We start from the raw sequence: 26783 nt of genomic DNA, 5'->3' as shown, positions 1-26783 counted from the left end.
TGAATATTAGCGAACGACAATACTGACACCGTCAGGCAATTCGAATATCGCGTCTGATCTGGATTTTTCCGGTGCGGCTGAGCGATGAGGAACTTGAAGCATCACCTTAAGTTAGGCATATGCCTGATTGGGGAATGTAAACATCTCGGAAAGCGATTCCGCTGAAGGGATGTAACGCCGGTTGGGGTTTCCTTTACCGGTATCATATATGAAGTGCTTATTTTTATAAACTTATACGGTGTCCGGATCATTTCCACTTTTTCGGACGGAATTCATTTTGAGGACCAAATGCGTTTATTGAATGTTTCGATTTTGCTCGCGTTTGCAGCACTGTCGGGTTGCACGGTTACTGCGGCTTCCGGGCCGGATGCGGCGACGATCGAATCCAACGCTTCCGTAAAATTTGCGTCCAAGGACAAACACAAGACCGCAGGCGTCGATTACGCCCTGATCGATGTCAACAGCGCCGTTCTCAATTACGTCGGGGACACCACCAATACCACCCTGCTCGGTAGCTTCGGCGGCGGCAAGGGTGGCGTGCCGGCATTGCCGATGGGTGTCGGCGACGTTGTGCAGGTAGCCATCTTTGAAAGCCAGGCGGGTGGCCTTTTCATTCCCAATGATGCCGGCAGCCGTCCCGGCAACTTCATCAGCCTGCCAAACCAGACGGTGGACCGCGAGGGCAACATCAGCGTGCCCTATGCCGGCAAGATCCGCGCCACCGGACGCAATGTCGAGGATGTGCAGACCGAAATCGAGGAACGGCTCGCCAACCGCGCCATCGAACCGCAGGTCCTCATCACCAAGATTTCCAGCCGTTCCGCACAGGCTTCCGTGCTTGGCGACGTGAAGGAGCCGACAAAGGTTCAGCTTTCGGAAGCGGGCGATCGCGTTCTCGACGTCATCTCCTACGCCAAGGGCCTGAGCGCGCCTAATATCGAATCCTACGTCACATTGATCCGCCGCGGCAAGACCGCCCGCGTCAACTACAACCACCTCGTGAGCACGCCCTCGGAAAACATTTATGTGGTTCCGGGTGATACGATCATGGTCGAGCGCGAGCGCCGCACCTATCTCGCCTTCGGCGCTTCCGGCCTGAACGGACGGTTCGAGTTCGAGGATGCCAATCTCAAGCTTTCGGATGCGCTCGGCAAAGCCGGCGGCCTGCTCGATTCCCGTGCAGACCCTGCCCAGGTCTATATCTATCGTACCGTGAGACGCGATCTTCTCGTAAAGCTCGGTATCGATACATCGAAATTCCCTGGACAGGATATTCCGGTCATTTTCCGCGCCAATCTGCGCGATCCGTCGACATTCTTCGCCACCACGAAGTTCCCGATGCAGGATCGCGACATCATCTATGTCACCAATTCGCAGGCGACGGAGCTTTACAAGTTCCTGGATCTCGTCGGGTCCGTTCCGGCAACGACGGGCAACGTTGGAGAGGACGTGCTTAGGACACGCAACGCCATCCGCGCCTTCTGAGGCTCGGCATCCCACCGACCCATCAAAGCCGCCCGGAAACGAGGCGGCTTTTTTATTGGTGGTCTCCGCGGCAAAAGTGGCGATGACCCGGTACGGGGCTTCAGACGCGACAGCCTTTTCGGAAAATGCTTCAGCCCCTGCGTGGCAAGGCAATGCGGGTGCTGGCGTTGTCGCCGCCATTACAAAAGTTTAAGGTGATTTTGCAGCGCATTGGGTGTCTTGTGGGAGAAAGCTGCTCCCAAGGCTTGCCGCACATGTTCGGGAAACATGTACTCTCATTACGCGGAATCGTCCGATGAAACGTTTCTGGACCGCTATTAGCGTTCTTGCCATTGCAGCCGCCGGTACCTGGTATTACAGGGATCACCTGCCGCTTGATCAGATCCCCTATCTCAAACAATTTGCCAGCACGTCTCCCCAGCCCGGCACCGAAACTGCAACGCAGTCCTCCCAGAACGGCCAGCCTGCCCGGCAGCCCGGACAAAGACAGGGCGGCGGACGACGCAATGGCGGGCCCCCCACGGTGAGCACCATCGCCGTCTCCAAGGCGACGCTGCCGATGGATGCAAAGGCGACGGGATGGGCGGTTGCAGCCGATATCACCAACATCGCACCGCTTCAGGCCGGCCTTGTCACGGAAATCAGCGCAAAGGACGGTCAGCACATCAAGGCGGGGGATCTGATCCTCAAGCTGGACGACCGCATCGCCCGCGCCGCCGTAGACAAGGACAAAGCCAACATCGCCGCCGACCAGGCAACGCTCGAGCAGACGGAAGTCGCCTTCCAGCGCGCCGCCAATCTGGTCAAGCAAAGCGCGGAATCGCAACAGGTGCTGGATCAGGCCCGGGCAGCGCGCGACAGCGCCAGCGCCAAGGTCGACGCCGACAAGGCCACACTTGCCTCAGATCAGGTGGCGCTGGAACATATGGAAATCCGTGCCCCGTTCGACGGACGGCTCGGCGACATCACGGTCAGCCCCGGTGCTTATCTCAGCGCAGGCGTCAATATTGTGACGATCACCAAATATGATCCGATCTCGGTTAGTTTCCGGCTTTCCCAGCGCTATCTGCCGCAACTGCGTGAAGGCGTGGCAAAGGACACCGCCGTTGATGTCGATCCGGCGGCGACCGGAGGAGAGGCCATGTCTGGCCTTCTGCGTTTTTACGACAATACGGTGGACCAGACCTCGGGCACCGTCTTGGCAAAAGCGGAATTCAAGAACGACCGGGGTCTTTTGTGGCCCGGCCAATCGGTCAACGTGACGGCCCATTTCGTCTCGGATGATGAGATGATCGTGGTGCCCACGGTCGCCGTGCGACCAGGACCGAAGGGCAACTTCGTCTATACCGTCGATAACGACCGCCATGCACACATGACGCCGGTGGAGGTCGCCCGCTCGAATGGCGATCTCACCGCCATTGCAAGCGGCCTCAATGGCGGCGAACACGTCATAGTCGAGGGGCAATCCGGACTTGCCGACGGACAGTTCGTGGTCGAGCAATTTTCCGACAAGGGCGGTGCGGCTGCCAATCTGGCCGCCAATATTCCGCAGGAACAGGTTGGCGGCCAATGATCCCAAATTTCTGTATCAACCGGCCCGTCGCCACCACCCTTCTTGCCATCGGTCTTGTGCTCGCGGGGCTTGCCGGTTTTCGCCTGCTGCCCGTCGCCGCCCTGCCGAAGGTGGATTTTCCGACGATCAACGTCTCCTCGTCGCTATCAGGCGCCTCGCCGCAAACCATGGCGACATCGGTCACGACACCGCTGGTCAAGCAGTTCGAAACCATTCCCGGCGTCAGCGAAATCAGCGCCACCAACACGCTCGGCAACAGCTCGATCGTGCTGCAGTTTGATCTCAACCGCGATATCGACGCCGCGGCGGCCGATGTTCAGGCCGCCATTTCGCGCGCGCAGCGGCAATTGCCGAGCAACATGACAACGACGCCGAGCTATCGCAAGACCAATCCGGCCGATGCGCCGGTGCTGCTGCTTGCGGTCAACAGCAAGGAAATGCCGACAAGCAAGGTCGATGAGATCGCGGAGAACATCATCTCGCCGCTTCTCTCCACCATTTCAGGCGTCGCGCAGGTGAGCATCTATGGTGCGCAAACCTATGCCGTGCGTATCGGCCTCGATCCGACGCAGCTTCAGGCAAGAGGACTTGGCGTCGATACCGTCACAACAGCCATCGCTCAGGCGAATAATCAGGTGCCCGTTGGCGCCTTACAGACCGACGATCAGCGCCTGACGATCGAGGCCGATACCCAGCGCACCAATGCAGCCGCCTTCCGCTCGCTGGTCGTCTCAACGAATAATGGCGCACCGATCCATCTCGGCGACATCGCCAATGTCACTGACAGCATCGACAATACCAATGCCGGCAGCTGGTTCGACGGTGAGCAAGCCATCGTTCTCGCCGTGCAGCGCCAGCCGGACGCCAATACCGTCGACGTCGTGGACGCCATCAAGGCCAAGCTGCCGGCGCTTCACCAGCAATTGCCGCCCTCGGTCAATATCAACGTCATGAATGACGCGTCGACCGCAATCAAGGATGCGATCTCAGACGTCCAGTTCACCCTGTTTCTCACCATCGGGCTGGTGGTTGCGGTCATCTATCTTTTCACCGGGCACCTGACGGCGACCATCATTCCGGGCCTTGCCGTGCCTTTGTCGCTCATCACCGCTTTCGGCATGATGTATGTTCTGGGCTACAGCATCGACAACATCTCGCTGCTCGGACTGACGCTATCGGTGGGTCTGGTGGTGGATGACGCCATCGTCATGCTCGAAAACATCCTGCGCCTGCATGAAAAAGGCCTGCCCATGCGCGAGGCGGCCTTGCAAGGCGCGGCGGAAGTCAGCGGCACCATCCTGTCCATGTCCATCTCACTGGTGGCCGTCTTCATTCCCATTCTGTTGATGGGTGGTGTTATCGGCAGGCTCTTCAACGAGTTCGGCATGGTCGTCACGCTGGCAATCATGGCCTCGGCGCTGGTTTCACTGACGGTTACGCCCATGCTCGCTTCGCGCCTGTCGGGCCATTCCTCCCGACCGCCGGCCATCATCCGCTGGTTCGATGCTGGCTTCGAGCGCACGCTTCGCCTTTACGGCAATGCCGTCGGCTGGTGTCTTTCCCATCGTCGCATTGTGCTTGCCTCGTTTCTCGCCTCGGTCGCCGCCTCGGTCTACCTTTTCGAAACCCTGCCATCGAGCTTCTTCCCACAGGAAGATATCGGCCGTCTTTCGGTTTCGACACAGGCGCGTGAGGATATTTCCTACACGGCGATGCGCGATCTCCAGGCACAGGTTTCCGACCAGATCCGCAAGAACCCCGCCGTCGTGCATGTCACCTCCACCGTCGGCGGCAATTCACGCAATCCGCTGAACAACGGTTCGATGTTCGTGGAACTCAAACCCAAGGAAGAGCGCGCGCCGCTCAGCCAGGTGCTGGCGGAGTTGGGTCAGGCCACCTCGAAAGTGGCGGGCATCCGCACCTATATCAACCCGCAGCAGAGCCTGCGTTTCGGCGGACGCAGTTCCGCCAGCCAATACCAACTTGTCGTTCAGGGCCTGAATGCCGATACGACCACTGAATGGTCGAACAAGCTGATGGACGCGATGCGTCGCGACCATGCATTCACCTCCGTCACCTCCGACGCCCAGAATGGCGCGATCGCCGCCACGATATCCGTTGATCCGGAAAAAGCGGCTGCCTTCGGCATCACCAATGACCAGCTGCGCAAGACACTGGAAATGTCCTTCGGTGGCTATACCGCAGCACAGATCCAGTCGACCGGCGATAGCTACGACGTCATTGTCGAATTCGACAGTTCCAAACCCTGGAATGATGATTTCCTCAGTGATATCAATATTTTGTCCGCGAAATCAGGGGTTCTGGTTCCGCTTTCCAACTTCGCCTCGCTGACCCGCACGCAGGCGCCCGTTACCATCAACCAGACGGGCCAGCTCGTCTCCACCACCATCTCGTTCAACCTGCCGGACGGGGTGGCGCTTTCCGATGCCACAAGCCGGATTGATCAGCTGAAGACCACGATCGGCCTGCCGCAGGATGTGTTCACCAGCTACGGCGGCACGGCGGCGATCTTCCAGCAGAGCCAGGGCAATACCGGCATCCTCATTCTGGCGGCGGTGCTGACCATCTATGTGGTGCTGGGCGTGCTCTATGAAAGCTTTATCCACCCGCTGACTATCCTGTCCGGCCTGCCGGCTGCCGCCTTTGGCGCTCTTGTGGCGCTGAAAGTGATGGGCATGGATTTCTCGATCATCGCGCTCATCGGCCTGTTGATGCTGATCGGTATCGTGAAGAAAAACGCGATCATGATGATCGACGTGGCGGTGGAGTTAATGCGCGAAAAGGCGGAACCACCCGCAATCGCCATTCACGAAGCCTGCGTGCGCCGGTTCCGGCCGATCATGATGACGACCTTTTGCGCATTGCTGGGCGCATTGCCCATCGCGCTCGGCTCCGGCGCGAGTTCGGAACTGCGTCAGCCGCTCGGCATCGCCGTAGTCGGTGGGCTCATCGTATCGCAACTGCTGACGCTGTTCATTACCCCTGTGATCTTCGTGGAGATGGACCGCTTCGGCCAGTTCCTCACCGGGCTATTCTCCCGCCGGAAAAAAGTCGAGCCTCATGGCGAACAGCAAAAACCGCAAGGCAAGACCGAACCGGACTCCGTGGCGGCCTAGCGTACTTCCCCGAGGCGTTTCAACGCCTCGGGAAACCCCTTACCCTGCAGCTGGAACGACACTATGCGACCCTGCAGATCAGGTGCCTCGATGGTCAGTGTCTGTTCCGCCTTCAGTGCCGAGACTAGCTCAATGAAGGGCGTGAAGGACACGATGCAGCCCACCGGCAGACAGGTGCTGACCTGCACTTCCTGCAAGCGCATGTTTCCCGATTTCACCGAAAACAGCTTGGTAACGGCCAGGCCGAAAGGCAGCACCATAGTGCCGGTAAGTCTGTCAGTCGTTGCGGCATTATCCAGCCGGAACTCGACGGAAACGACAAGCTTGCGGGTTTTTTCCTCCAGCTGAACCTGGGCGATGGCGCAAGCCGGCTTAGCGTCTTCTCCTGTAGAAGGGGCAGCATCGGTGCCGTCTTTTTTTGCGACGGCCGCACAGGCAAGCTGCCAGCTTCCGTGAATCTCATGGAGGGATGGTGCGGTTTTCCCCGTCGCCTGCGCAAACGCCTCACCTCCCGTGGCGCCGGCGCAAAGGAAAAGCGCGAGAGCCGCTTTCACGATGCAGCTTTGACCAAGTCTCATCAGAAACGCACTCCAAGTTGGGCGGCAGCGGATTGATCCAGCACACCTGCCCCGAAAACCGCACCATAACGGAATGTCAAAGTGGCCGATGGCGTAAGATCGTAGCTCAGCCCCAAGTTCAATAACGCCGTATCGCGGGAGTTGGAGGTGCTCGTCACCGAATACGCACCGCCGCCCTCATAGTACAGGCTGCTTCCCACGGCGGTATCGCCGTAATTGTGGCGCCACGCCAGATCGAACATCGCGCGGCCGAGCATGCCTTCCAGCGCGATATCCCGGCTAATCCGCGCACCGAGCGTCGTGTAAAACTGGTCGTAACGGGCAGAGCCGGCGGAAACAGCGGCGATGCCACCCTTTTCCTGGAAGGAATCAGTGCGTGTATTCACATAAGCAATGTTAGCATAAGGCTCGATATGGGTGATATCGAAGTCGAAACGCCAGGCGGCTTCAGCAAAGGCCTGCGAGGTAGAGCCGCCGTAACGTGCGGAAAGGCTTTCCTCCAGCGTCGAAAAAGAAATCGACCGGCGGGTTTCGGTATCCTGAAAAGCATGGATTGCGCCCAGCCGCAGAGAAGCGGAGCCGATAATCGTTCCAGCATAAGCGGCCAGATAATAGCTGTCCACATCTGCCGATGCGACAAGCGCGGACTGCTTGATGCCGTCATGGCCATAGCCGGCAGCAACCCCAGCGCGCCAGCTGTCACCAACTTCTCCATCAACGCCGAACAGGATGCCGCCACCGGTCATGTCGACAGATGAACCGTTGCCGTCACCATCGATACGCCCGCGGGAACCGAAACCGTTAGACCAGACGCTAAGCGCGCCTTCGTCAACTACAAAGGGATTCTGACCGCCTTCGGCATAAGCGACCGGGAGGATTGGGCGCGCGTCGACACCCTCGAAAGCGCTGCGCAACCGGTTGAGAATGACATCCCGACTTTGCCCGCTGCGACTGATCAATGCCATGGCGAGCGAGGGGTGGATTTCTCCGGCAAGCTGCGAGAAAGCCAATTGTGTTTCGCCCTGCTGCAAAAACACCGCCGCATCGTATAGGGGCGAGGTTTCTCCGAGTGCCTCGACGGCATTGGCCGCTGCCCGCGCATTGGCGGTCGATGTCGCAGTGGCCAGTAATCCGACGTTGGGCGATGTCCTAAGGAAAGAAAGATAGGTGGCAGCGTCATCGGCACTCTGTGAGACCTTCGCGCTCAGATAGGCGAAATTTTCTTCAACATCCGAAAATGTGCCGGTAACTCCGCCCGTCGCGGTCAGGATCGTGTATCGCGTGCCAAGGCTATAGGCCGAATGGCTGGCAAGCGGCGTGACGACAAGGCTGACCTCGTTTGCGATGGTAACGGTACCGGTGACCGCAAGCCTGTCTGAACTGCCATCCGCATCGATCTCCACCGCATAGGTGGAGCCGCTCGCAAATGTCGCATTGCCCGTGGACGTCAGCGTGCCGATGGAATTGCCGGGCGCAAGCGTGCCACCCGAATTGACGGTCAGGCCACCAATGGTACCGGTGCCACCGAGCGTCGCACCGCTGCCGACCGAGACGCTGCTTGCAAGCGAACCGTTGACGCTGAGCTTTCCAGAGGATACCGCGGTCGCGCCGGTATAGGTGCTGTTTCCGGTCAAGACCAGATTACCGTAACCAGTCTTTTCGAAGCTGCCAGTACCGCTGATGGCATTGGAAAGCGCACCCCCGCCGTCAACGACAAGGTCAGCATTATTATCGATGCCGCCGGAGCCGAAACTTTTCGACGTGCCTTTCAGCGTGCCGGCCGAAATGGTGGTTCCGCCGGAGTAACTGTTATTCCCCGAAAGCGTGGTGACGCCAGCCTCTGCAATCACCCTGCCCGCACCTGAAATATCGGCGGACAGCGTGTAGCCGGTCTCGGAATGATTAAAAACAAGACTGCCGTTCCCGGCGCCGAACGTTATCGCACGCGCCTCGACCGCACCGGCCGACCGCGCCGTTTGGCCGGCACCTGCACCAATGCTCAACACGCCCGTTGAACCTGCTGCCGTGGCGATGAGAATGGTGGGGGCCGCGAGCGAGGCGCCACCCGTTATTTCCGCGGAACCGTTTCCGGCACTGCCGATAACCATAAGGCCATCGACGGAGACATTTGACCCGACACCGCTGACCAGAACGGCGCCGCTCGATCCCGACACATTGCCGATATAAAGACTATAGGCATCAAGCGATCCGCCATTTACAACATTCAAACTTCCGGAACCTTGAAAACCGACATTGACAGAGCCGGAATTTGACGTGCCATTGTCGACATAAGCTGTGACGTTTGAACCGGCACCCGTGATCGTCATCGTTCCGGAAGCGCCGGCGATATCCCCAAGCGTGACGCCAGTTGCCGTGATACCGCCGCCGTTGCTGACCGTCACATCTCCACTGGCTCCGCCTGCGTATCCGACAAAAAACGTGCCGGTCATCGCCCAGCTAGACCCGGCGCCTGTTACCGTCACGGCGGAAGTGGACCCGTTGTATGTGGCAACATAACCGTTTCGACTTTTGACGGCGCCACCAGCTTCTACGGTCATGGAACCGTTGCCGTAAAGGCCGACATTAAGATCGGAGCGGCTTTTTAATGTGCTGCCAGCCCCCGAAACCCTGACCGAGCCATCGCCGCCGGTTCCTGCTCCGATAATTATATTCGCTGCATCGACAAGGCCACCGCCAGTCACCGCCAGCGAGCCCGTCCCACTCACCCCAACCTCGAGACTGTTGCGGTCGACGGTCCAGACCGACCCCTGTCCGTCCACGATCGCGGAGCCGGTTGAGCCTGCAACGACGCCAAGGTGCGCAGCGGTGCTATCTACGGAGCCGCCTGCCGTCACGTTGAGCGTTCCGTTGCCAGCCGCGCCGCCCGGATCCGAGATGTCACCGCCGACCTGCAAATCGCCGGTCGTCCACGCCGATCCGTCACCCGTCACCGTCGCCTCACTTGCCGAATGGCGGCCGATAATCGCCTCACCACTGGTAACCGTTGCCGCCGCTTCGACCAGGAGCCTTGCATTTCCACCATCGCCGACGACGAGCGCCCCGTCGGTTTGCAGCGAAGAGCCTAGCCGGCTTACCGTGACAGCGCTTCCGCCCGCCGAATCCAGATTGGCGATTATCGTCGTCGTCTGGCTGATGACAGCACCACCACCGGTGATGGTGAGCGTACCGACGCCAGCGTTGCCGACCACCATGCCGTTCGAGATGTTCCAGCGGCTATCTTTGCCTGAAATGAGAGCGGTTCCTGTCGCGCCCAAGTCCTTGGCCAGAACGCCTTCATTGCTCTCCAGGGTGCTCGCGGCAAGCACGTTCAGATTACCGTTTCCACCAGAAGGCAACACGCTACCACTGTTGCCCACTGAAACGGTTCCAGAGCTTATGAGGCTCGACGAATTGTCGAGCGTGAGCGAGCCGTTTCCTACCCCGACTCCGCCAATAGCGATGTCATTTGAAGACGCCGTTGTGCCGTGCAACAGATGAAGATCGCCTGTACCCATGCCACCGACAAAGACAGCGCCGTCATTCACCCAGTTCGCCCCGGAAAATGTTGCGGTCCCGGACGATCCGCCGGCGATACCAAGATCGAACGAATTCGTCCGTAGGCCACCTTCCACCACCAGCGTGCCGGCGCCGCCGACATTGACGCCAACCGACAGCTGGTGAGCTTCGGCGATGGTACCGATGGCGATTGCCGGACCGAAGCTATTGATCATCACATCGTCGCCGGCACCCGGCACACGACGCGAAGGTCCCCAGTCGGCGCCTGTAAACCAGTCGCCCCCATCCGAACCTGTCCAGAGTAGTGTTTCAGCCGCAGCGTCCCGTACGGCGGCAACCGAGAACATCAAGAAAAAAACGCCGCTAATGCCAAAGCCGGTCTGCCTCAGCCACGCTCCGCGGATTCCCGCTTCAGGGGACTCTTCCCGTTCAGGACCGTGGCAGAAACTAGCGGACATGTGATCTCCCTCGCCTGCCCGGAGTTCGGATCCACCTGGCAGGTGAATCAAATTCGAATCAAGTTAACCATGCCCGTTTTAAAGCTCATTTCGAGTTAGAGCAGTATAAATTGCAATTTTGTGCGAGAATAATCGAAAACGGAGCCCGACAAGCGTGCTCCGTTAAACCGGCGAACGATATAGAGAAGAAAACCTCAATCCCGAGGGAAACCAAACGGGAAGGTTCCGAGAGTTCGGTTACTGCCTTGAGAACCGACCGAACGCCCCACCCGAAAAGCACAGCGGATCGCCATCGCGATGGGCCGCGCGCAGCACCTCACCAACGATGATCGTATGGTCACCCGCGTCGTGTGCGGCAGCGCGACGGCATTCGAAACGGGCGAGCGTACCCGGAATGACCGGCACGCCCTCGTCGTTGACCTCCCAGTCCAGATCATCGAAAGCGCGGCCGTTGCGGGTGAAACGAGCGCTCAGCACATCCTGATCGGCGCTCAGCACATGGATGGCGAAATGGGTCGCCTCACTGAAAGCCGGATGGCGTGACGAGCTTTTCGCCGGCGACCACAATACCAACGGCGGATCGAGAGAAACCGACGCAAAGCTGTTGACCGTCATGCCAATCGGGCCTTCCGGCGTCGTTGCCGTCACCACCGTGACACCGGTGGTAAAAGCGCCGAGCGCATTGCGAAAGCTGCGGCTATTTTCGCCGCCGGGAACGAATACATGCTCATTGGGCATCTTTATTGCCTCTGCAACTGTCATCACGCCACCTCTTTTCCAATCGCAAGGGTGTAGAGTTCGAACCATGTCTGACGGTCCATCGTCACGCGAAGCGCATCGCCCGCGGTTCTGATACGCTCGATATTGTTGGTGCCGAGCACCGGCACGATCTTTGCCGGATGGCGCAGCAGCCAGGCAATCGCGACCGCCGTCGCATCGACGCCCTGTTCCTTGCCGATGCGCTGCAGGGCAGCCATGGTGCCGCCATGCGCACCGGAGAAGAGCGACCCGCCACCGAGCGGCGACCAGGCCATCGGCGAAATGCGCTTTTCCTGCAGGTAGGCGAGATCGCCATTTGTGAAGGAATCGGCGGCAAGAAGGCTCATTTCGATCTGGTTCGTCACCAGCCGGTTGCTCATGGCCGATTGCAGCAGCGAAAAATCCCAGGGGCGGAAATTGGAGACGCCAACCGCCTTGACCTTGCCCGACGCCACCAAAGCATCAAGTGCCTTGCCGGTTTCTTCGGCATCGATCAGCGGATCAGGCCGATGAATAAGCAGCAGGTCGACGTGATCGGTTCCCATGTCGCGCAGCGACGCCTCAACCGAAGCGTTGATGTGGCCCGCAGTCGTATCGTAATGCTTGACACGGGCGGCGGCGTGGCGGCCGGCCGGTGCGACGATGCCGCATTTGGTGACGATTTCTATTCTGTCGCGCAGTCCTGGCGCGGCTTTCAATCCGGCGCCAAGAATGGCTTCAGCAGTATATCCGCCGTATATATCGGCCTGATCCATGGTTGTGATGCCCTGCGCGAGGCAGGCCTCGATCTTCGCCTGCACATGCGCCGGCGAAGTGTCTGCGTCGTCTCCGATGCGCCACATGCCGTAAACGATGCGGCTGAGTTCGAGTTTGTCAGAAAGAGCGATACGTTCCATCAGTGGCGTTCCCCGTTGCCGAGCGGCGTGGCTGGCGTTTCAGAAGGCACCCGGCCATAGGCATGCGGCAGGGAGCAGGTTTTCATCTGCGGCAGAACCTTGGTGCCGAAATGTTCAGCCTCGTCAAGATGCGGATAACCGGACAGGATGAAGGCGCGGATACCCATCTTCTGGTAATCCTCCAGCGCCGACAGAACCTGATCCGTTGAGCCGACAAGTGCTGCACCGCAGCCGGAGCGCGCCCGGCCGATGCCGGTCCACAGATTCGGTTCGACATAACCGAACTTGTCGGCGAGTTCTCGGGCCCGCGCCTGATGCGACACGCCAAGCGAACCACTGTCATGGGCGCGGTTGCGGATCAGCTGGCCATATTCATCATCGAGCTTGGAGACCAGATGTTCGGCATATTCGCGGGCTTCCTGTTCGGTATCGCGCACCACCATATGGACGCGCAGGCCGTAATCCAGCGTGCGGCCATGGGCTGCGGCCCGCTCGTTGGCGGCGCGCATGCGGTCTGCCAGCTGGTCTTTGGTCTCCGGCCACATCAGATAGACGTCACACTGTGCGCCGCAAAGCTCCAGCGCATCGGGAGAGTAACCGCCGAAATAAAGCAGCGGGCCGCCATTCTGTTGGTAGGGTCTTGCCGGTTCAGTCGACACGCCCTTGAACCGGTAGATCTCGCCGTCGTGGTCGATGGTGTCACGCGTCCAGGCCTGACGCAAAATCTCGACGACCTCGTGGCTGCGCTTGTATCGGAAGGCGCTGTCGGCGACTTCGCCCGGGAAGTCCGAACTGATGACGTTGAGCGTCAGACGGCCCTTCAGCATGTGATCGAGCGTGGCAACCGTACGCGCCAGCATGATCGGCTGCATTTCGCCACAGCGGATAGCCGCAAGGAAATTGATGCGGTCACTGATCGGCGCGCAGCCGGCGACAAAACTCAGCGTATCCTGTCCGACCTGATAGGACGAAGGGCAGAGAATGTTACGGAAACCAAGCTCCTCAGCCTTTTTGACGATATCCGAGCAATGTTCGAAGCTGGAACGCAGGCTTCCATCCGGCACGCCGAGATAGGCGTAATCATCGGAACACAAAGCGGAAAACCAGGAGACCTCGGCAGCATCGAGATCAGCGGATGTGATGGGTACGACGGTCATGCAATTCCTCCTCAGGGCCGCTCTCGTTTTTCTTGCATAACATCAAGAAATATGTAAATCAATGATGTATCAATTTTTGTTTCGGGGGAGGAAACGGTAGATGAAACACACTGGTGGCAGCCTGCCCATGTATATGCAGATCGCCGAAATGCTGGTGCGTGAGGTGGCGGCAGGGCGGTTGATCGACGGGGAGAAGCTTGCGCCGGAGCGCGATATGGCTGCCGATCTCGGCATCGCTGTCGGTACGCTACGCAAGGCGCTCGCCGAATTGCAGGAGCGCGGCCTTTTGGAGCGGGTGCAGGGCTCCGGCAATTACATCCGCGCCGTCAGCGATCCGCAAAGCGTCTACGCCTTTTTCCGGCTTGAACTGATCGAAGGCGGCGGCCTGCCGACGGCGGAGGTTCTGGATGTTACGCGCCTTGCCAAGCCCGCCGACCTGCCCGCCTTCGGCACATCGGCCGAAGGACACAGAATTCGCCGCCTGCGGCGCATTGCGGGCAAGCCAGCGGCCATCGAGGAAATTTGGCTTGATGGCTCTTACGTTGACACCATCGCCATCGAGAACATGTCGGAATCCCTCTATCTCTATTACCGAACTCGCCTGAACCTCTGGATATCGAAGGCGGAGGATCGGATTGATCTCGGTGACGTGCCCGGATGGGCGCCCGAGGTTTTCGGCCAGAAAGCCGGCGCATCCGTGCCGCGGGTGCTGCGCCTCAGCCAGGCACAGGATGGCGCCGTCGCCGAAGTTTCATGGACGTGGTTTGACCATACCATCGCCCGCTACGTTTCTCGCATACGTTGAGATTGCGCAAATTTCGCGTGATCCACGCGGATGAAGGAATTTGACGGCAGGCAAGAACGTTGCGGCCTGCCGCGCGGGCGCTTTTGCGGTTATATTTCTTTGAATCAACGACTTAATAGTTTTTGATTTCTGTCAGAAATAAAATTGATACACTATTGATTTCCTTTTTATGAAAGGTAATATCACGACCTCAGGGAGACAGGCGTTTCGCCATCCCACGATATCGCCGGACAATCGGGAGTGATTTTCGAAGATGCGATACGGGGAACTTGAAGATTGGTACCGGCGATTGCGTCCACTCAAATTCTGGACGTGCCGGTCGTGAGGAGGAAATATGGCTTCGGTCAGCCTGCGCAAGCTGGACAAGAGTTACGGTGCGCTTCGCATCGTCAAGGGCATCGACCTTGAAATCAACGACGGCGAATTCGTCGTGTTCGTCGGCCCTTCCGGCTGCGGCAAATCCACGACACTGCGCATGGTCGCGGGCTTGGAAAGCATCACAGGCGGCGAGGTGAAGATCGGCGACCGTGTTGTCAACAAGCTGCCGCCGCGCGAGCGTGACATCGCCATGGTGTTTCAGGACTATGCACTTTATCCGCACAAGACCGTGCGCGAAAACATGGGTTTCAGCCTGAAGGTGCGCGGCGTGAGCGCTTCGCAGGCCAATGCCAGTATCGATGAGGCGGCAAAGATGCTGGGCATCGAACACCTGCTTGATCGTCGGCCCGGACAGCTTTCCGGCGGCCAGCGTCAGCGTGTGGCCATGGGGCGCGCCATCGTTCGCCGCCCGCAAGTCTTCCTGTTCGATGAGCCCCTTTCCAACCTCGACGCTAAACTGCGCGGACAGGTGCGCACGGAAATCAAGCGCCTGCACCAGCAGCTGGGCACCACCATCATCTATGTCACCCATGACCAGGTTGAGGCCATGACGCTGGCGGACCGCATCGTCATCCTGCGCGGAGGCGATATCGAACAGGTCGGCACGCCGGATGAGGTTTATAACCGGCCGGAAAGCGTCTTCGTCGGTGGTTTCGTCGGTGCGCCCGCGATGAATTTTGCCCGCGCCAGGGTCAATGGCGACCGGCTGACATTTTCCGACGGGAATTCCTTGCCGATGGCGGCCATCCGGCCATCGCGCGAAACGGCGCTTGAGGGACGCGACGTCATCGTTGGCATCCGCCCGGAACATTTTGGCCCCGCCGAAGGCTTCTGCAGCCAGCTTGCCGTGAAGGTGCAGGTGGTGGAGCCGCTGGGCTCGGACACGCTCGTCCATTTCAGCCTTGGTGATGCGGCGCTGACCGCACGCATGCCGCCGCAGCTTCGGCCAACGCCGAGCGAGGAACTGCGGATCGGCGTCGATCCATCCAAAGTCCATCTTTTCGACGCGACGACTGAACGCTCAATCCATTGATTGCCGGCAAATAAGCTCAGGCCAAGGTTTTAATAAAAGGGAGGAACACATGGCATTCAACTCTATTCGAGGCAAAGCGCTCATAGGCGCAGCGCTCTGCGCAACGATGCTTGCTTTTTCGGGACAGGCATTTGCCGACGCCGAACTGAAAGTCTTCGTTTCCAGCCAGCATCAGCCGGATATCTGGCGCAAGGCGCTGGACCAATATGAGGCGAAGACCCCGGGCGTGAAGGTTGTCATCGAGACCGGTGGCAACACCTCGGAAATGCAGGCGCAATACCTCAACACCGTGATGTCGGCCAAGGATTCGAGCCTTGATGTGCTGATGCTCGACGTCATCCGCCCGGCGCAATTCGCCACAGCCGGCTGGACAAGTGATTTTTCCGGCAAGGACATGTCGGCCTATCTGCCGACCTATGCCGAAGCCAATACCGTGGACGGCAAGATCGTGGCGTTGCCAGCCTTCGCCGACTCCATGTTCCTCTATTACCGCAAGGACCTGCTGGATAAATACGGCATCAAGCCGCCGACCACCTGGGATGAGCTGAAGGAAGCGTCCAAGAAAGTCATGGAAGGCGAAAAGAATCCCGAGCTTCAGGGGCTGTCCTTCCAGGGCAAGGCGATCGAAGGCGCTGTCTGCACCTTCCTCCTGCCCTATTGGAGTGAGGGCAAGTCGCTGGTTGAAAATGGCAAGCTGAACTTCGACAACAAAGCAGCCGTGGATTCGCTGAAGCTCTGGAAGAGCTTTGTCGACGAAGGCATTTCCAAGAAGAACATTTCGGAAGTCGCGACCGACGACACCCGCAAGGAATTCCAGGCCGGCAAGGTTCTCTTTGCCGTCAACTGGTCCTACGCCTGGACCCATTTCCAGGGCAAGGAATCGCAAGTGAACGACAAGGTCGGCGTCGCCCGCCTGCCGGCCGTCAAGGGCGGCGAGCAGACGACCTGCCTCGGCGGCTGGGAATTCGGCGTTTCCGCCTATTCCAAGCAGCAGGATGAAGCCAAGAAGCTGGTGGAATATCTCTCCGGTCAGGATGTGTCGAAGTTCATGGCCATCAACGCCGCGCTCCTGCCCACCTATGCCGCGCTCTACAAGGATGCGGATGTGACCAACGCAATCCCGTGGTTCGCGGATGCCCTGCCCGTCGTCGAAACCGCCAAGGCCCGTCCCGTGACGCCGCGTTACAACGAGGTCAGCGAGACGATCCGCACCACGGTCAATGGCGTGCTTGCCGGCGTCATGACGCCGGAAGACGGTGCAAAGCAGATGGAAAGCCGTCTGCGGCGCGTTCTGCGCTAAACTTCAAGGCCGGAAGGCGGTATGCGTGCCATGCCCTTTCCGGCCTCTTCGACTGACAGGAATAAAACCGCCTGAAGGGCGCGATAAACGGGCCGGATGAAACCTGTCCGATCGGGAGACGATGACGTGAATCCAGTTGCGGGAGTGGCAGGTGTGACAATGCCGGAAAGAACCATGGTTCGGGTGGACGAGAAACCGCAGCCGCGCTGGACGCGGTGGCTCGATCTCGGCGACCGGCCGCTGGCCGTGCTGCTTCTCGCGCCGGCGGCGATCCTGCTTTCACTTATCATCGTTTATCCGGTGGCGCGGCTCGTCTATACGAGCTTCTTCAGCCTGTCGCTGACCTCGGGCCTGCCGGCGGAATTCATCGGCTTTGAAAACTACGCGGCGATGTTCGATGATCCGATTTTCTGGGAAACGACCTGGAATACGGTACTGATAACGCTGATCACCGTGCCCGGTGCGCTTTTCATGGGCCTTGGCCTCGCATTGCTCGCAAACCTGCCTTTCTCGATGCAGTGGCCAATGCGGCTTTCCCTACTCATTCCCTGGGCGCTGCCGCTCTCCTTTGCAGGTCTCATCTTTGCTTGGTTCTTTCATTACGAATACGGGGTCGTCAATGATGTGCTCAACCGGCTGGGTTTCGAAGGCATCATCTGGTTCAACTCGCCGAACTGGGCATTTGCTGCCATCTGCCTGACGATCATCTGGAAGACCTCTTCCTTCATGGCGTTGATGATCCTCGCCGGCCTGCAGACGATCCCGCGCTCGCTCTACGAGGCAGCGGATGTGGATGGCGCCGGCAAGATCAGGCAGTTTTTCGAAATCACCCTGCCGCTTCTGAAGCCCTCGATTGTCGTCGCCCTCATCTTCCGCACCATCACCGCGCTGCAGACCTTTGATATTCCTTACATGATGACCGGCGGCGGCCCCGGCACATCCACCACGACGCTTGCCATGTACATCCACCAGAACACCGTTTCCTTCCTCGATCTCGGTTATGGTTCGGCGCTCGCGGTCATGATGTTTGCACTTTCCATGTGCGTCACCGCCGTTTATCTCCGCATTATCAGGACGAAGGACTGAGCCATGAGCACCGTTGCTACCTCCTCCGGTCTGTCCTCCTTCTTTTCCGGCAAACCGCTCCGCTTCATCGCGGCCTCCATTCTTCTGGTGAACGGCCTTTTTCCTGCGATCTGGATCCTCTTTACATCGCTGAAAACCGAGGCGGAGCTGACGGTCAAACCGATCACCTGGTTTCCGCACGCCCCGACGCTCGCCAATTACATGCAGGCCTTCTCCGATCAGCCGCTGCACCTCTTCCTGTTCAACAGCTTCATGGTGGCGCTGCTTTCCACCGCACTGACCATCCTGATTTCGGTGCTGGCGGCTTATGCGCTGGCGCGGCTGAACCTCAAGTACCGGGCGCTGATCCTCTCGCTCATCATCGCAGTCTCCACCTTTCCGCTGGTGACGCTGCTGGTGCCACTGTTCGAAATCATGCGTGCCTTGAACCTGCTCAACAGCTGGACGGCGCTGATCCTGCCCTACACGGTGCTGTCGCTGCCGGTCTGCACCTTGATGCTGGTCTCCTTCTTCGAAAGCATTCCGCGTGATCTCGAAAACGCGGCCATGATCGATGGCTGCACCCGCATCGGCGCGCTGTTCAAGGTCGTCGTGCCGCTTTGCGCGCCTGGTGTTTTCACCGCCGGTATTCTCGCCTTCGTGAATGCCTGGGACGAATTCCTGCTGGCGCTCTCCTTCAACTCCAACCCTGCGCTGCGCACCCTGCCCGTTGGCATCCAGCTTTATCAGGGAGAGTTCGCTTTCCCCTGGCCGGTCATTTCGGCAGCATTGGTGGTCGGCATCGTGCCGGTCGCGATCCTCATCGTCATCTTCCAGGAACGGGTTGTCTCTGGCCTCACCGCTGGTGGTCTCAAGGGCTAAAAGGTTAAGTCATGCATTTCGAAAAGACCCACGATGGATTTACGCTTGCGATCGGCAACCGCACCATCCTTTCCCATTCGCCCCACGAGCCGGCATTCTTCGCAGGTTTCGGCAAAGAACGGATGGATATGTATCGGGGCAATTTCGATATCGAAGACTACGTCATCGAACGAACCGCCCTGCGCCACGCCGAGGTGAGCGGCGACAGCGTCACGCTTTCCTCCGCACCGGGACAGACCCCTCGCCTTCGCCTGACACTCGAAGGGAATGCCATCCTGCTGACGGCGCTGGATGAGACCATCAACCGTCTCTGGCTGCGCGTCTTTGCGGAAACGGAGGAGCATGTCTGGGGCGGCGGTGAGCAGATGTCCTATTTCGACATGCGCGGAAGGCGCTTCCCGCTCTGGACCTCCGAGCCAGGTGTGGGTCGCGACAAGACGACCGAAATCACCTTCAAGTCTGACGTCAGCGGCAAGGCGGGCGGTGATTATTACAACACCAACTATCCGCAGCCGACCTACCTTTCATCGCGTAGATACGCGCTGCATGTAGAAACGAGCGCCTATTCGGTCTTCGATTTCCGCAATGGTGATTTCCACGAGATCGAAATCTGGGCCATCCCTGAAAAGATCGAATTTTTCGCCGGTGACAGTTTCACCGATATCATCTCCGCCTTGTCGCTGCGGTTCGGGCGTCAGCCGCAACTGCCTGATTGGATCTATAACGGCGCGATCATCGGATTAAAGGATGGCGTCAACTCCTTTGCCCGGCTGGAGAAAATCCGCGCGGCCGGCACGAAGGTGTCCGGCCTCTGGTGCGAGGACTGGGTGGGGCTTCGGCAGACATCCTTCGGCGCCCGCCTCTTCTGGGACTGGCAGGCAAATGAGACCCGCTACCCGCATCTGCGCCAGAAGATCGCCGAGTTAGCCGACCAAGGTATCCGTTTTCTGGGTTACGTGAACCCCTATCTCTGCGTCGACGGCCCGCTCTTCCCGGTTGCTGAAGCGGCTGGTTATTTCGCCACGGACGCCGAGGGCAAAACGGCGCTGGTGGATTTCGGCGAGTTCGATTGCGGCGTGGTCGATTTCACCAATCAGGCCGCTGCCGACTGGTTTGCCGAAGAGATCATCGGCAAAAACATGCTCGATTTCGGCCTGTCCGGCTGGATGGCGGATTTCGGCGAATATCTGCCGATCAACATCCAGCTTTCGAACGGCGTCGACGCCAAGCTGATGCACAATGCCTGGCCCAAGCTCTGGGCCGAGGTTAACGCGGAGGGCGTCAAAAGTCGTGGCAAGACTGGCGAAGCGCTGTTCTTCATGCGGGCTGGTTTCACCGGCGTGCAGGCCCATTGCCCGCTGATCTGGGGCGGCGACCAGTCCGTCGACTTCTCCCGTCATGATGGACTTGTCACCGTCATTTGCGGCGCACTCTCCTCCGGGCTCATGGGCAATGCCTATCATCATTCCGACATCGGCGGTTACACCAGCCTGTTCGGCAATGTCCGCACCGCGGAGCTCATCATGCGCTGGACGGAAATGGCCGCCTTCACGCCGGTCATGCGCACCCATGAGGGCAACCGCCCGCGCGACAATCTGCAGATCGATCAGGACGAAAAGGTTCTCGCCCATTTCGCCCGCATGACGACAGTCTATGTCGCGCTCGCTCCCTATCTGAAATCGCTTTCCGCCGAGGCGGCAAAGACGGGCCTGCCGGTGCAGCGGCCGCTTTTCCTGCATTACGAGAATGAGCCGCAAACCTATGCCATTCAGGACTGCTATCTCTATGGCGCGGATATGCTGGTCGCACCGGTCTGGAAGGCGAGCGAAACGCAACGCTCGCTCTATTTGCCGGGCAATGGCGAATGGGTGCACCTGTGGAGTGGCACGCAGTACCGCGGCGGGCAAGAGGTCACCGTTGCAGCGCCGCTCGGCGAGCCTGCGGTTTTTTATCGTGCCGATAGCGGCCATCGTCAGCTGTTTGAACAGGTTCGCAACATCCGCTGAACGATAGCCAAGTTCGTCTTTCCATCACCCCGTCAAGCGCGGTGATGTGATGGCCTTCTTGAAAAGCGCGGTCATCGCGTCGCTGATACCCTGCGACGGGCTGACCTCGAAGAACAGGCCCGGAGAAGCGCATTGCTGCATGCGTGTGCCGATTTCCGACTGGAAGGGTGCGATCCAGGTGTTGTACCAACCGTTTGTCGGTAGCGGCAGATAGGTTGTGTAGAGCACTGCAATCCGAAAACCCTTTTCCTTCAGCTTCGTGCAATATTTCACGTCGATTGGCTCCTGGCAGCGGCCACTCGTCGTTTTTTTAGTGCAGCTAGACGGCTTGTAGCTATCGCCGACGCCATCAGTGACGAAGAAGACGATCTTCTCGGGGCTCGCCGAACTTGCGCCCGTTCCAGAATTGCCAATTTTGTCGCCAATCTGGGTCAGGGCCCGGTCAAAATCGGTCTGCTGGTCGTTGTTGAACCCCTGTTTGGGGATCGACATCAGGTCGACTTCAGCGGCTTTTTTCTTGGCTGTCGCCAGATCCGACGTCAACGGCACGACTTCAAGCAGCTTCGTGTCTTCGGCTTTCTCTCCGAAGGAATAGACTGCCATACGATATTGATTGCTGCTTTTGCGCATGGACTTCGCCGTGTCCATGAGGCTTGCCGTCGCCTTTGCGACCACGTTGATGCGCGTTGTCACCCCGAGGCTTTTAGCCTTGTAATAATAACTGTTCGTGTCAACCACACCGTCTTTCACGATGTGACAGGCGAACGCGCATTTGTCGCTGGTATTCGCAACCATCGTTGCGACATCGGCCGGTGTGGCGCCCACGCCCATCGACGGGGTGTTATCCAGAAGGACATAGAAGTCGCTGAATGTTTCCGTCTCATATTTGGCGGTCGCCCTGCCCGCAACGGTGACGAGATCCTCTCCAAGTATCCGTGAAAGCGTCGTGCCGACGGACGCCTTGAAGTTGACCTCCGATTCGATCGCATTGCCGTGCTTGACAACCGATACGTCGAGGGACAGCAGCTTGTAGTCGGGATTGGCTCTCTCATTGCCTTCAAAAAATGCGGAGGCCTCATCGCCACCAAGCGTGATGACCCCATCACCAGACATTTCCTTTGCCTTGTGAACGCTCGCCGAGGTGTCGGACACCACCGCGAGGGCCGCGGCATCGGCGGCCATCTGCAGGTCCGATTTCACGGTCATGCCGTGCGCCACATCAAGAGCCACGCCCGCGACACCAATAAGAGGCACCATCAACAGGGCGCTGAGAATGCCGAAATTTCCCGATTTATCCTGCCAGAAGGTTTTCAACGTCGTCCCCGTAATTTTTCCCCGGGGGTCAAAATAGTCGTCCAATATTGAAAGGCAGTTTCGAGAGATAACTAATTTTCGATAAATCTAATTTCCTTAATAACTAATAGGCCGATGAAAGACGGCTGAACGCGATCACGTCTGACAAAGCATCCTCGGCGGGGACGTTGACATTTTTAAAACTTGACCTACAAAACAAGCTCTTCCGAGGGGAGTACCGCACGGTGCTGAGATGGCGTTGAGCCGGACCCTTGAACCTGATCCGGGTCATGCCGGCGTAGGAACGGAACTGTCGCGCCCTGGAGGCGCTGCCCTTTCTCTTCTCCGCTCTGCCTGATCTCCGTGATTGCCACAGCTGGAGACGACCGATGATGCTGAAACCTTCCGTCCTTCGCACATGGTGCGTTTGCGTCTGAGGCCCGGCTCATGCGTGCCACCCATGCGCTGAACGGTGTCGGTCTTCTGCTGCTTCTGTGGCAGACGGGGACATGGCTGTTTGCGCCGCCCCGTTACATCCTGCCGTCGCCCGCTGATGTTGCGTCCGCCTTCCTGCGACAGCCGGGCTTCCTGTTCGGTCAAGCCACGGTGACGCTTGGCGAAATGGCGCTCGGGCTAGCGGCAGGCGTTAGCGCCGGTGTCCTCGTCGCCTTCACGATTGCCGCCACCCCGCGCTTCGGCCGCCTCGTCTGGCCCATGGTCCTGGTGTTGCAGGCCTTTCCGGTCTTCGTACTCGCCCCCATCCTCGTCCTCTGGTTTGGCTTCGGCATGGCTTCGAAAGTGGTGATGACGGCGATCATCATCTTCTTTCCCATCGCGTCGGCTTTCACCGATGGCCTGAACCGCACGGACCGCGCCATTCTCGACGCCGCCTCGCTGACACAAGCGAGCCATTGGCAGATCCTCACCCGGCTGCGCGTGCCGCTGGCGCTTCCCTCGCTGATTTCGGGCTTGAGGGTGGCGGCGCCGCTCGCCCCCCTCGGCGCCGTCATCGGCGAATGGGTGGGCTCATCGGCCGGGCTTGGTTTCGTGATGATCCAGTCCAATGCCCGTATGCAGACCGATACCATGTTCGCCGCCATGGCCATTCTGGCCGTCATGGCCGTGGTGCTCAGGCTGATCGTGGACCGGGCGACAGCCAATCTCGCCCCCTGGGCCAAAGAAACAGAACACAACATTCCTTTCAGATATTTACGGAGACTTTCGGCACCATGAAACGAACTCTTCTTTCCCTCGCCATCGCAGCGGCAAGCGTGCTTGCGCCCATGCAATCTGAGGCCGCCGACAAGCTGACCGTGTTGCTTGAGTGGTTCGTGAACCCTGATCATGCACCGATGGTGATAGCCAAGGAACGCGGCCTGTTCACCGAGGCTGGGCTGGAAGTGGAACTGGTGCCGCCTGCCGATCCCTCCGCCGTGCCGCGCCTCGTCTCGGCAAAGCAGGCCGATATCGGTGTGCATTACCAGCCGAACCTCTATCTCGACCATGAAGCCGGTCTGCCGCTCGTCCGTTTCGGAACGCTGGTTGAAACCCCGCTCAACACCGTCACGGTTCTCGCCGATGGGCCGATCAAGAGCCTGAAGGACCTGAAGGGCAAAAAGGTCGGTTTTTCCGTTTCCGGCTTCGAGGATGCGATGCTGAAGCGCATGCTGGAAAAGGACGGCCTGACGAAGGATGATGTCGAACTCGTCAACGTCAATTTCTCGCTTTCGCCGTCACTGATCGCTGGCAAGGTGGATGCCACTCTGGGTGGTTTCCGCAATTTCGAGCTGACGCAGATGAAACTCGAAGGCCACGAGGGCCGTTCCTTTTTCCCCGAGGAACATGGCGTGCCGGCCTATGACGAGCTGATCTTCGTCACCCCCACCGATCTTGTAAAGGACAGCCGCCTGCCGCGTTTCCTCTCCGCCGTGGAGCAGGCCGCGATCTTTATTACCAACCATCCGCAGGACGCCTGGCAGCTTTTCATCAAGGCCTATCCGAACCTTGACGATGCCCTGAACAAACAGGCCTTCTTCGACACCTTGCCACGTTTCGCCAAGCGCCCTGCAGCACTCGACCGCGCCCGTTACGCCCGTTTCGGCGCCTTCATGCAGGAGATGCAGTTGATCAAGCAGGCCCCCGCAGCGGACGATATCGCCGTGGAGTTGCAACAGCCATGAGCGGCGATTTTCCGACAGCGGCAAAGGCCGCCGAGATTCTCGAGCGTGTGCGCCAGACCCGTCCGCGCGTGCATTGCCTGATGAACACCGTGGTGCAGAAATTCACCGCCGACGGCATCACCGTCATCGGCGGCATTCCCTCGATGACGACCTCGATGGAAGAAATCGAGAGCTTCGTTACCAAGGCGGATGCACTTACCGTCAATCTCGGCACGCTGGATGCCGAACGGCGCAAGGTCATCCGACTGGCCATCGAGATCGCCAACCAAGCTGGAAAGCCGTGGATCGTTGATCCCGTCCATTGCGATTACTCGCCGTCCCGGCTGGGATTTGCACGCGAACTCATCACCCTTTCCCCGACGATCGTCCGTGGCAACCGCGCAGAAATGAGCCTGATCGGCGACGTGCCGAATACGGTGAGGATCGAGACCGGGCCGGTGGATCATCTTCGCGACACAACCCGCAACGTCGGCATCGTCAACGGGCATCCCTGGATGGCGAAGGTAACGGGCACGGGCTGCCTTTCGGGCGGTGTCATCGCCGCCTTTATGGCAGTGGAAAAAGACCCGCTGGCAGCAGCGGCTTCCGCCCTCGCAGTGACGGGCGTTTCTGCCGAACTCGCCGCGAAGCAGGCCAAAGGCCCTGGCACATTCGAACCGGCATTTCTGGATGCGCTTTCCGAGATTTCCAGTGAAGATATCATGAAGCATGCGAGGATTGAGCATGAACAAGGTTGATTATCGCCTCAACGCGCTGGTCGATGCCAGTCTTTCCGACGTCGCAGCGTTGCCGGAACTTGCTCTGGCGGCTGCACTCAACGGGGCAACCATCCTGCAATATCGCGACAAACACGGCTCGACGCGAGAGATGATCGAAAACGCCCGCGCCATTCGCGTGGCGATCGGCGGCACCGGCGTGCCGCTTGTTATCAATGACCGGGTGGACGTGGCGCTCGCCTCCGGGGCCGATGGGGTGCATCTGGGTGCCGACGACATGGACGCGGAGACCGCAAGGCGCATTCTCGGCGAAAGGGCAATTATCGGTCTTACTGTCAAGAACCGCGTCGATGCCGAACGGGCAGCTTCCATGCCCGCCGACTATGCCTGCATAGGCGGCGTCTTTGAGACCGTTTCCAAGGTCAATCCGGACAAACCGGTCGGTATCGACGGTTTTACGATGCTGCGTGCCCTGCTGAAGGAGTGGCGGCCGGATATGCCGGTTGGCGCAATCGCCGGTATCGATCTTGCTCGCGTGCCTGCCGTCGTCACCGCTGGTGCGGATGGGGTAGCAGTCATTTCCGCCATTTTCCGCGCAGCCGATATCGCCCGCGCAACCAAGGACTTCCGCTCTGCAATAGACGCGGCGCTGAAAGCGAGACAGCCATGACTTCAATTGCATTGACGATTGCCGGTTCTGACAGCGGTGGCGGTGCGGGGATCCAGGCCGATATCAAGACCTTCTCCGCACTCGGCGCCTATGCCGCCAGCGTCATCACCGCCATCACCGCCCAAAACACGCAGGGCGTGACCGCTGTGGAGGATATTTCGGTCGCCACGATTGTCGCGCAGATGGATGCGGTTTTTTCCGATCTCGCTGTCAATGCCGTGAAGATCGGCATGGTCTCGCGGATCGAAACCATCGCCGCCATCGCGGAACGGCTTCGGCGGCAATCTCAACCGGTGGTGCTTGACCCTGTCATGGTGGCAACGTCAGGTGACCGGCTGCTGCATAAGGATGCCATCGAGACGTTACGGCGCGAGCTTCTTCCGCTCGCCACCATCGTCACGCCGAACCTGCCCGAAGCGGCATTGCTGACCGGAACCCCTATTGCCGGGACGGAGCAGGAGATTACCCGTCAGGCCGAGCTGATCCTGAAGGCCGGTGCGAAGGCCGTGCTCATCAAGGGCGGGCATGGCGATGGGCCTGAGAGCACGGATTATCTCTTTGCAGATGACACCATGCAGGCGCTTTCTGCGCCGAGGGTGGAGACGAAAAACGACCACGGCACTGGCTGCACGCTGGCGGCGGCGATTACAGCGCATCTTGCGATGGGGCGTGAATTGCAGGAGGCCGTGGGGCTGGCGAAGGACTATTTGAATGGGGCGCTTGATGCCGGGCGGGGGCTTGTCGTTGGACATGGGCGGGGGCCGGTGCATCATTTTTATCGGTGGTGGGGGTGACATCGATACGTGGAGTGTGGGGTTTACCCCCCTCTGTCCTGCCGGACATCTCCCCCTCAAGGGGGGAGATAGACAAGCGGCTTGTTAACCGTATTCAGTGAG

At 59.3% G+C, this 26783-nt stretch carries 20 protein-coding genes and 1 riboswitch; of the genes, 14 read left to right on the top strand and 6 right to left on the bottom strand.

Annotated elements, in window-relative coordinates:
• Nucleotides 1-288: 288 nt before the first annotated feature.
• From ACFVTJ_RS12620 to ACFVTJ_RS12610, 3 genes are all read left to right on the top strand, one after another.
• Nucleotides 289-1485 carry a polysaccharide biosynthesis/export family protein gene (locus tag ACFVTJ_RS12620; protein ID WP_386907809.1) on the top strand — a complete coding sequence of 399 codons (1197 nt, stop codon included), beginning with the start codon at nucleotides 289-291 and terminating at the stop codon, nucleotides 1483-1485.
• A 295-nt stretch (nucleotides 1486-1780) separates the two neighbouring features.
• Nucleotides 1781-3058 carry an efflux RND transporter periplasmic adaptor subunit gene (locus tag ACFVTJ_RS12615; protein WP_386907807.1) on the top strand — a complete coding sequence of 426 codons (1278 nt, stop codon included), beginning with the start codon at nucleotides 1781-1783 and terminating at the stop codon, nucleotides 3056-3058.
• On the top strand, nucleotides 3055-6195 hold the full coding sequence (locus tag ACFVTJ_RS12610; protein WP_386907805.1) for an efflux RND transporter permease subunit: 3141 nt from the start codon (nucleotides 3055-3057) through the stop codon (nucleotides 6193-6195). The genes ACFVTJ_RS12615 and ACFVTJ_RS12610 overlap by 4 nt, the downstream gene beginning before the upstream one ends.
• On the opposite strand, the gene ACFVTJ_RS12605 is transcribed toward ACFVTJ_RS12610, so the two are convergent.
• The 5 genes from ACFVTJ_RS12605 to ACFVTJ_RS12585 all read right to left on the bottom strand — a co-directional run bounded on the left by ACFVTJ_RS12605 (nucleotide 6192) and on the right by ACFVTJ_RS12585 (nucleotide 13559).
• Nucleotides 6192-6773, bottom strand: coding sequence for an invasion associated locus B family protein (locus tag ACFVTJ_RS12605; protein ID WP_386907803.1), 582 nt, complete (start codon nucleotides 6771-6773; stop codon nucleotides 6192-6194). The genes ACFVTJ_RS12610 and ACFVTJ_RS12605 overlap by 4 nt on opposite strands.
• The gene (locus ACFVTJ_RS12600; protein WP_386907801.1) at nucleotides 6773-10636 is read right to left on the bottom strand and encodes an autotransporter domain-containing protein; all 3864 of its coding nucleotides are present in this window, start codon (nucleotides 10634-10636) and stop codon (nucleotides 6773-6775) included. The genes ACFVTJ_RS12605 and ACFVTJ_RS12600 overlap by 1 nt, the downstream gene beginning before the upstream one ends.
• Nucleotides 10637-10984: 348 nt before the next feature.
• A complete protein-coding gene (locus tag ACFVTJ_RS12595) occupies nucleotides 10985-11509 on the bottom strand; it encodes a flavin reductase family protein (protein ID WP_386907799.1) in 525 nt (174 codons plus the stop codon).
• Nucleotides 11509-12402: an aldo/keto reductase family oxidoreductase gene (locus ACFVTJ_RS12590; RefSeq protein ID WP_386907797.1), complete on the bottom strand. Its 894-nt coding sequence runs from the start codon at nucleotides 12400-12402 to the stop codon at nucleotides 11509-11511. The genes ACFVTJ_RS12595 and ACFVTJ_RS12590 overlap by 1 nt, the downstream gene beginning before the upstream one ends.
• Nucleotides 12402-13559, bottom strand: a complete 1158-nt coding sequence (locus tag ACFVTJ_RS12585) for an LLM class flavin-dependent oxidoreductase (protein WP_386907796.1) — start codon at nucleotides 13557-13559, stop codon at nucleotides 12402-12404. Before ACFVTJ_RS12585 ends, ACFVTJ_RS12590 begins: the two co-directional genes overlap by 1 nt.
• Before the next feature lie 100 nt (nucleotides 13560-13659).
• On the opposite strand from ACFVTJ_RS12585, the gene ACFVTJ_RS12580 reads away from it, so the two are divergent.
• From ACFVTJ_RS12580 to ACFVTJ_RS12555, 6 genes are all read left to right on the top strand, one after another.
• Nucleotides 13660-14364, top strand: coding sequence for a GntR family transcriptional regulator (locus tag ACFVTJ_RS12580; protein WP_386907794.1), 705 nt, complete (start codon nucleotides 13660-13662; stop codon nucleotides 14362-14364).
• 334 nt (nucleotides 14365-14698) lie between these two features.
• Entirely contained in the window at nucleotides 14699-15775 is a 1077-nt protein-coding gene (locus ACFVTJ_RS12575; protein ID WP_386907792.1) for an ABC transporter ATP-binding protein, read from the top strand.
• A gap of 49 nt (nucleotides 15776-15824) precedes the next feature.
• Nucleotides 15825-17075 carry an ABC transporter substrate-binding protein gene (locus ACFVTJ_RS12570; protein WP_386907790.1) on the top strand — a complete coding sequence of 417 codons (1251 nt, stop codon included), beginning with the start codon at nucleotides 15825-15827 and terminating at the stop codon, nucleotides 17073-17075.
• A 174-nt stretch (nucleotides 17076-17249) separates the two neighbouring features.
• Nucleotides 17250-18161: a carbohydrate ABC transporter permease gene (locus tag ACFVTJ_RS12565; protein ID WP_386908036.1), complete on the top strand. Its 912-nt coding sequence runs from the start codon at nucleotides 17250-17252 to the stop codon at nucleotides 18159-18161.
• Between the two features lie 3 nt (nucleotides 18162-18164).
• Nucleotides 18165-19022, top strand: coding sequence for a carbohydrate ABC transporter permease (locus ACFVTJ_RS12560; protein ID WP_092771274.1), 858 nt, complete (start codon nucleotides 18165-18167; stop codon nucleotides 19020-19022).
• A gap of 11 nt (nucleotides 19023-19033) precedes the next feature.
• On the top strand, nucleotides 19034-21028 hold the full coding sequence (locus ACFVTJ_RS12555; RefSeq protein WP_386907788.1) for an alpha-glucosidase: 1995 nt from the start codon (nucleotides 19034-19036) through the stop codon (nucleotides 21026-21028).
• 24 nt (nucleotides 21029-21052) lie between these two features.
• Here the strand turns inward: ACFVTJ_RS12555 and ACFVTJ_RS12550 are convergent, their stop codons facing one another.
• Complete coding sequence (locus ACFVTJ_RS12550) at nucleotides 21053-22342, bottom strand: pilus assembly protein (protein ID WP_386907786.1); 1290 nt, start codon at nucleotides 22340-22342, stop codon at nucleotides 21053-21055.
• A gap of 198 nt (nucleotides 22343-22540) precedes the next feature.
• Nucleotides 22541-22643: riboswitch (TPP riboswitch) on the top strand.
• Nucleotides 22644-22768: 125 nt separating this feature from the next.
• Here ACFVTJ_RS12550 and ACFVTJ_RS12545 point away from each other — a divergent pair.
• Genes ACFVTJ_RS12545 through thiD form a run of 5 tightly spaced genes read left to right on the top strand, consistent with a single transcriptional unit; the run spans nucleotide 22769 to nucleotide 26681 of the window.
• Nucleotides 22769-23554: an ABC transporter permease gene (locus ACFVTJ_RS12545; RefSeq protein WP_386907784.1), complete on the top strand. Its 786-nt coding sequence runs from the start codon at nucleotides 22769-22771 to the stop codon at nucleotides 23552-23554.
• Nucleotides 23551-24501, top strand: a complete 951-nt coding sequence (locus tag ACFVTJ_RS12540; protein WP_386907782.1) for an ABC transporter substrate-binding protein — start codon at nucleotides 23551-23553, stop codon at nucleotides 24499-24501. The genes ACFVTJ_RS12545 and ACFVTJ_RS12540 overlap by 4 nt, the downstream gene beginning before the upstream one ends.
• A complete protein-coding gene (locus tag ACFVTJ_RS12535) occupies nucleotides 24498-25238 on the top strand; it encodes a hydroxyethylthiazole kinase (protein ID WP_386907780.1) in 741 nt (246 codons plus the stop codon). Before ACFVTJ_RS12540 ends, ACFVTJ_RS12535 begins: the two co-directional genes overlap by 4 nt.
• The gene (thiE, locus tag ACFVTJ_RS12530) at nucleotides 25225-25887 is read left to right on the top strand and encodes a thiamine phosphate synthase (protein WP_386907778.1); all 663 of its coding nucleotides are present in this window, start codon (nucleotides 25225-25227) and stop codon (nucleotides 25885-25887) included. The genes ACFVTJ_RS12535 and thiE overlap by 14 nt, the downstream gene beginning before the upstream one ends.
• A complete protein-coding gene (gene thiD, locus ACFVTJ_RS12525; RefSeq protein WP_386907776.1) occupies nucleotides 25884-26681 on the top strand; it encodes a bifunctional hydroxymethylpyrimidine kinase/phosphomethylpyrimidine kinase in 798 nt (265 codons plus the stop codon). The genes thiE and thiD overlap by 4 nt, the downstream gene beginning before the upstream one ends.
• Nucleotides 26682-26783 lie beyond the last annotated feature (102 nt).

It is taken from the genome of Agrobacterium sp. NPDC058088, from assembly GCF_042885035.1.
GTDB lineage: Bacteria > Pseudomonadota > Alphaproteobacteria > Rhizobiales > Rhizobiaceae > Agrobacterium.
Note: the sequence above shows the minus strand (reverse complement) of the source record. Positions and strands in the feature narration are given on the sequence as shown.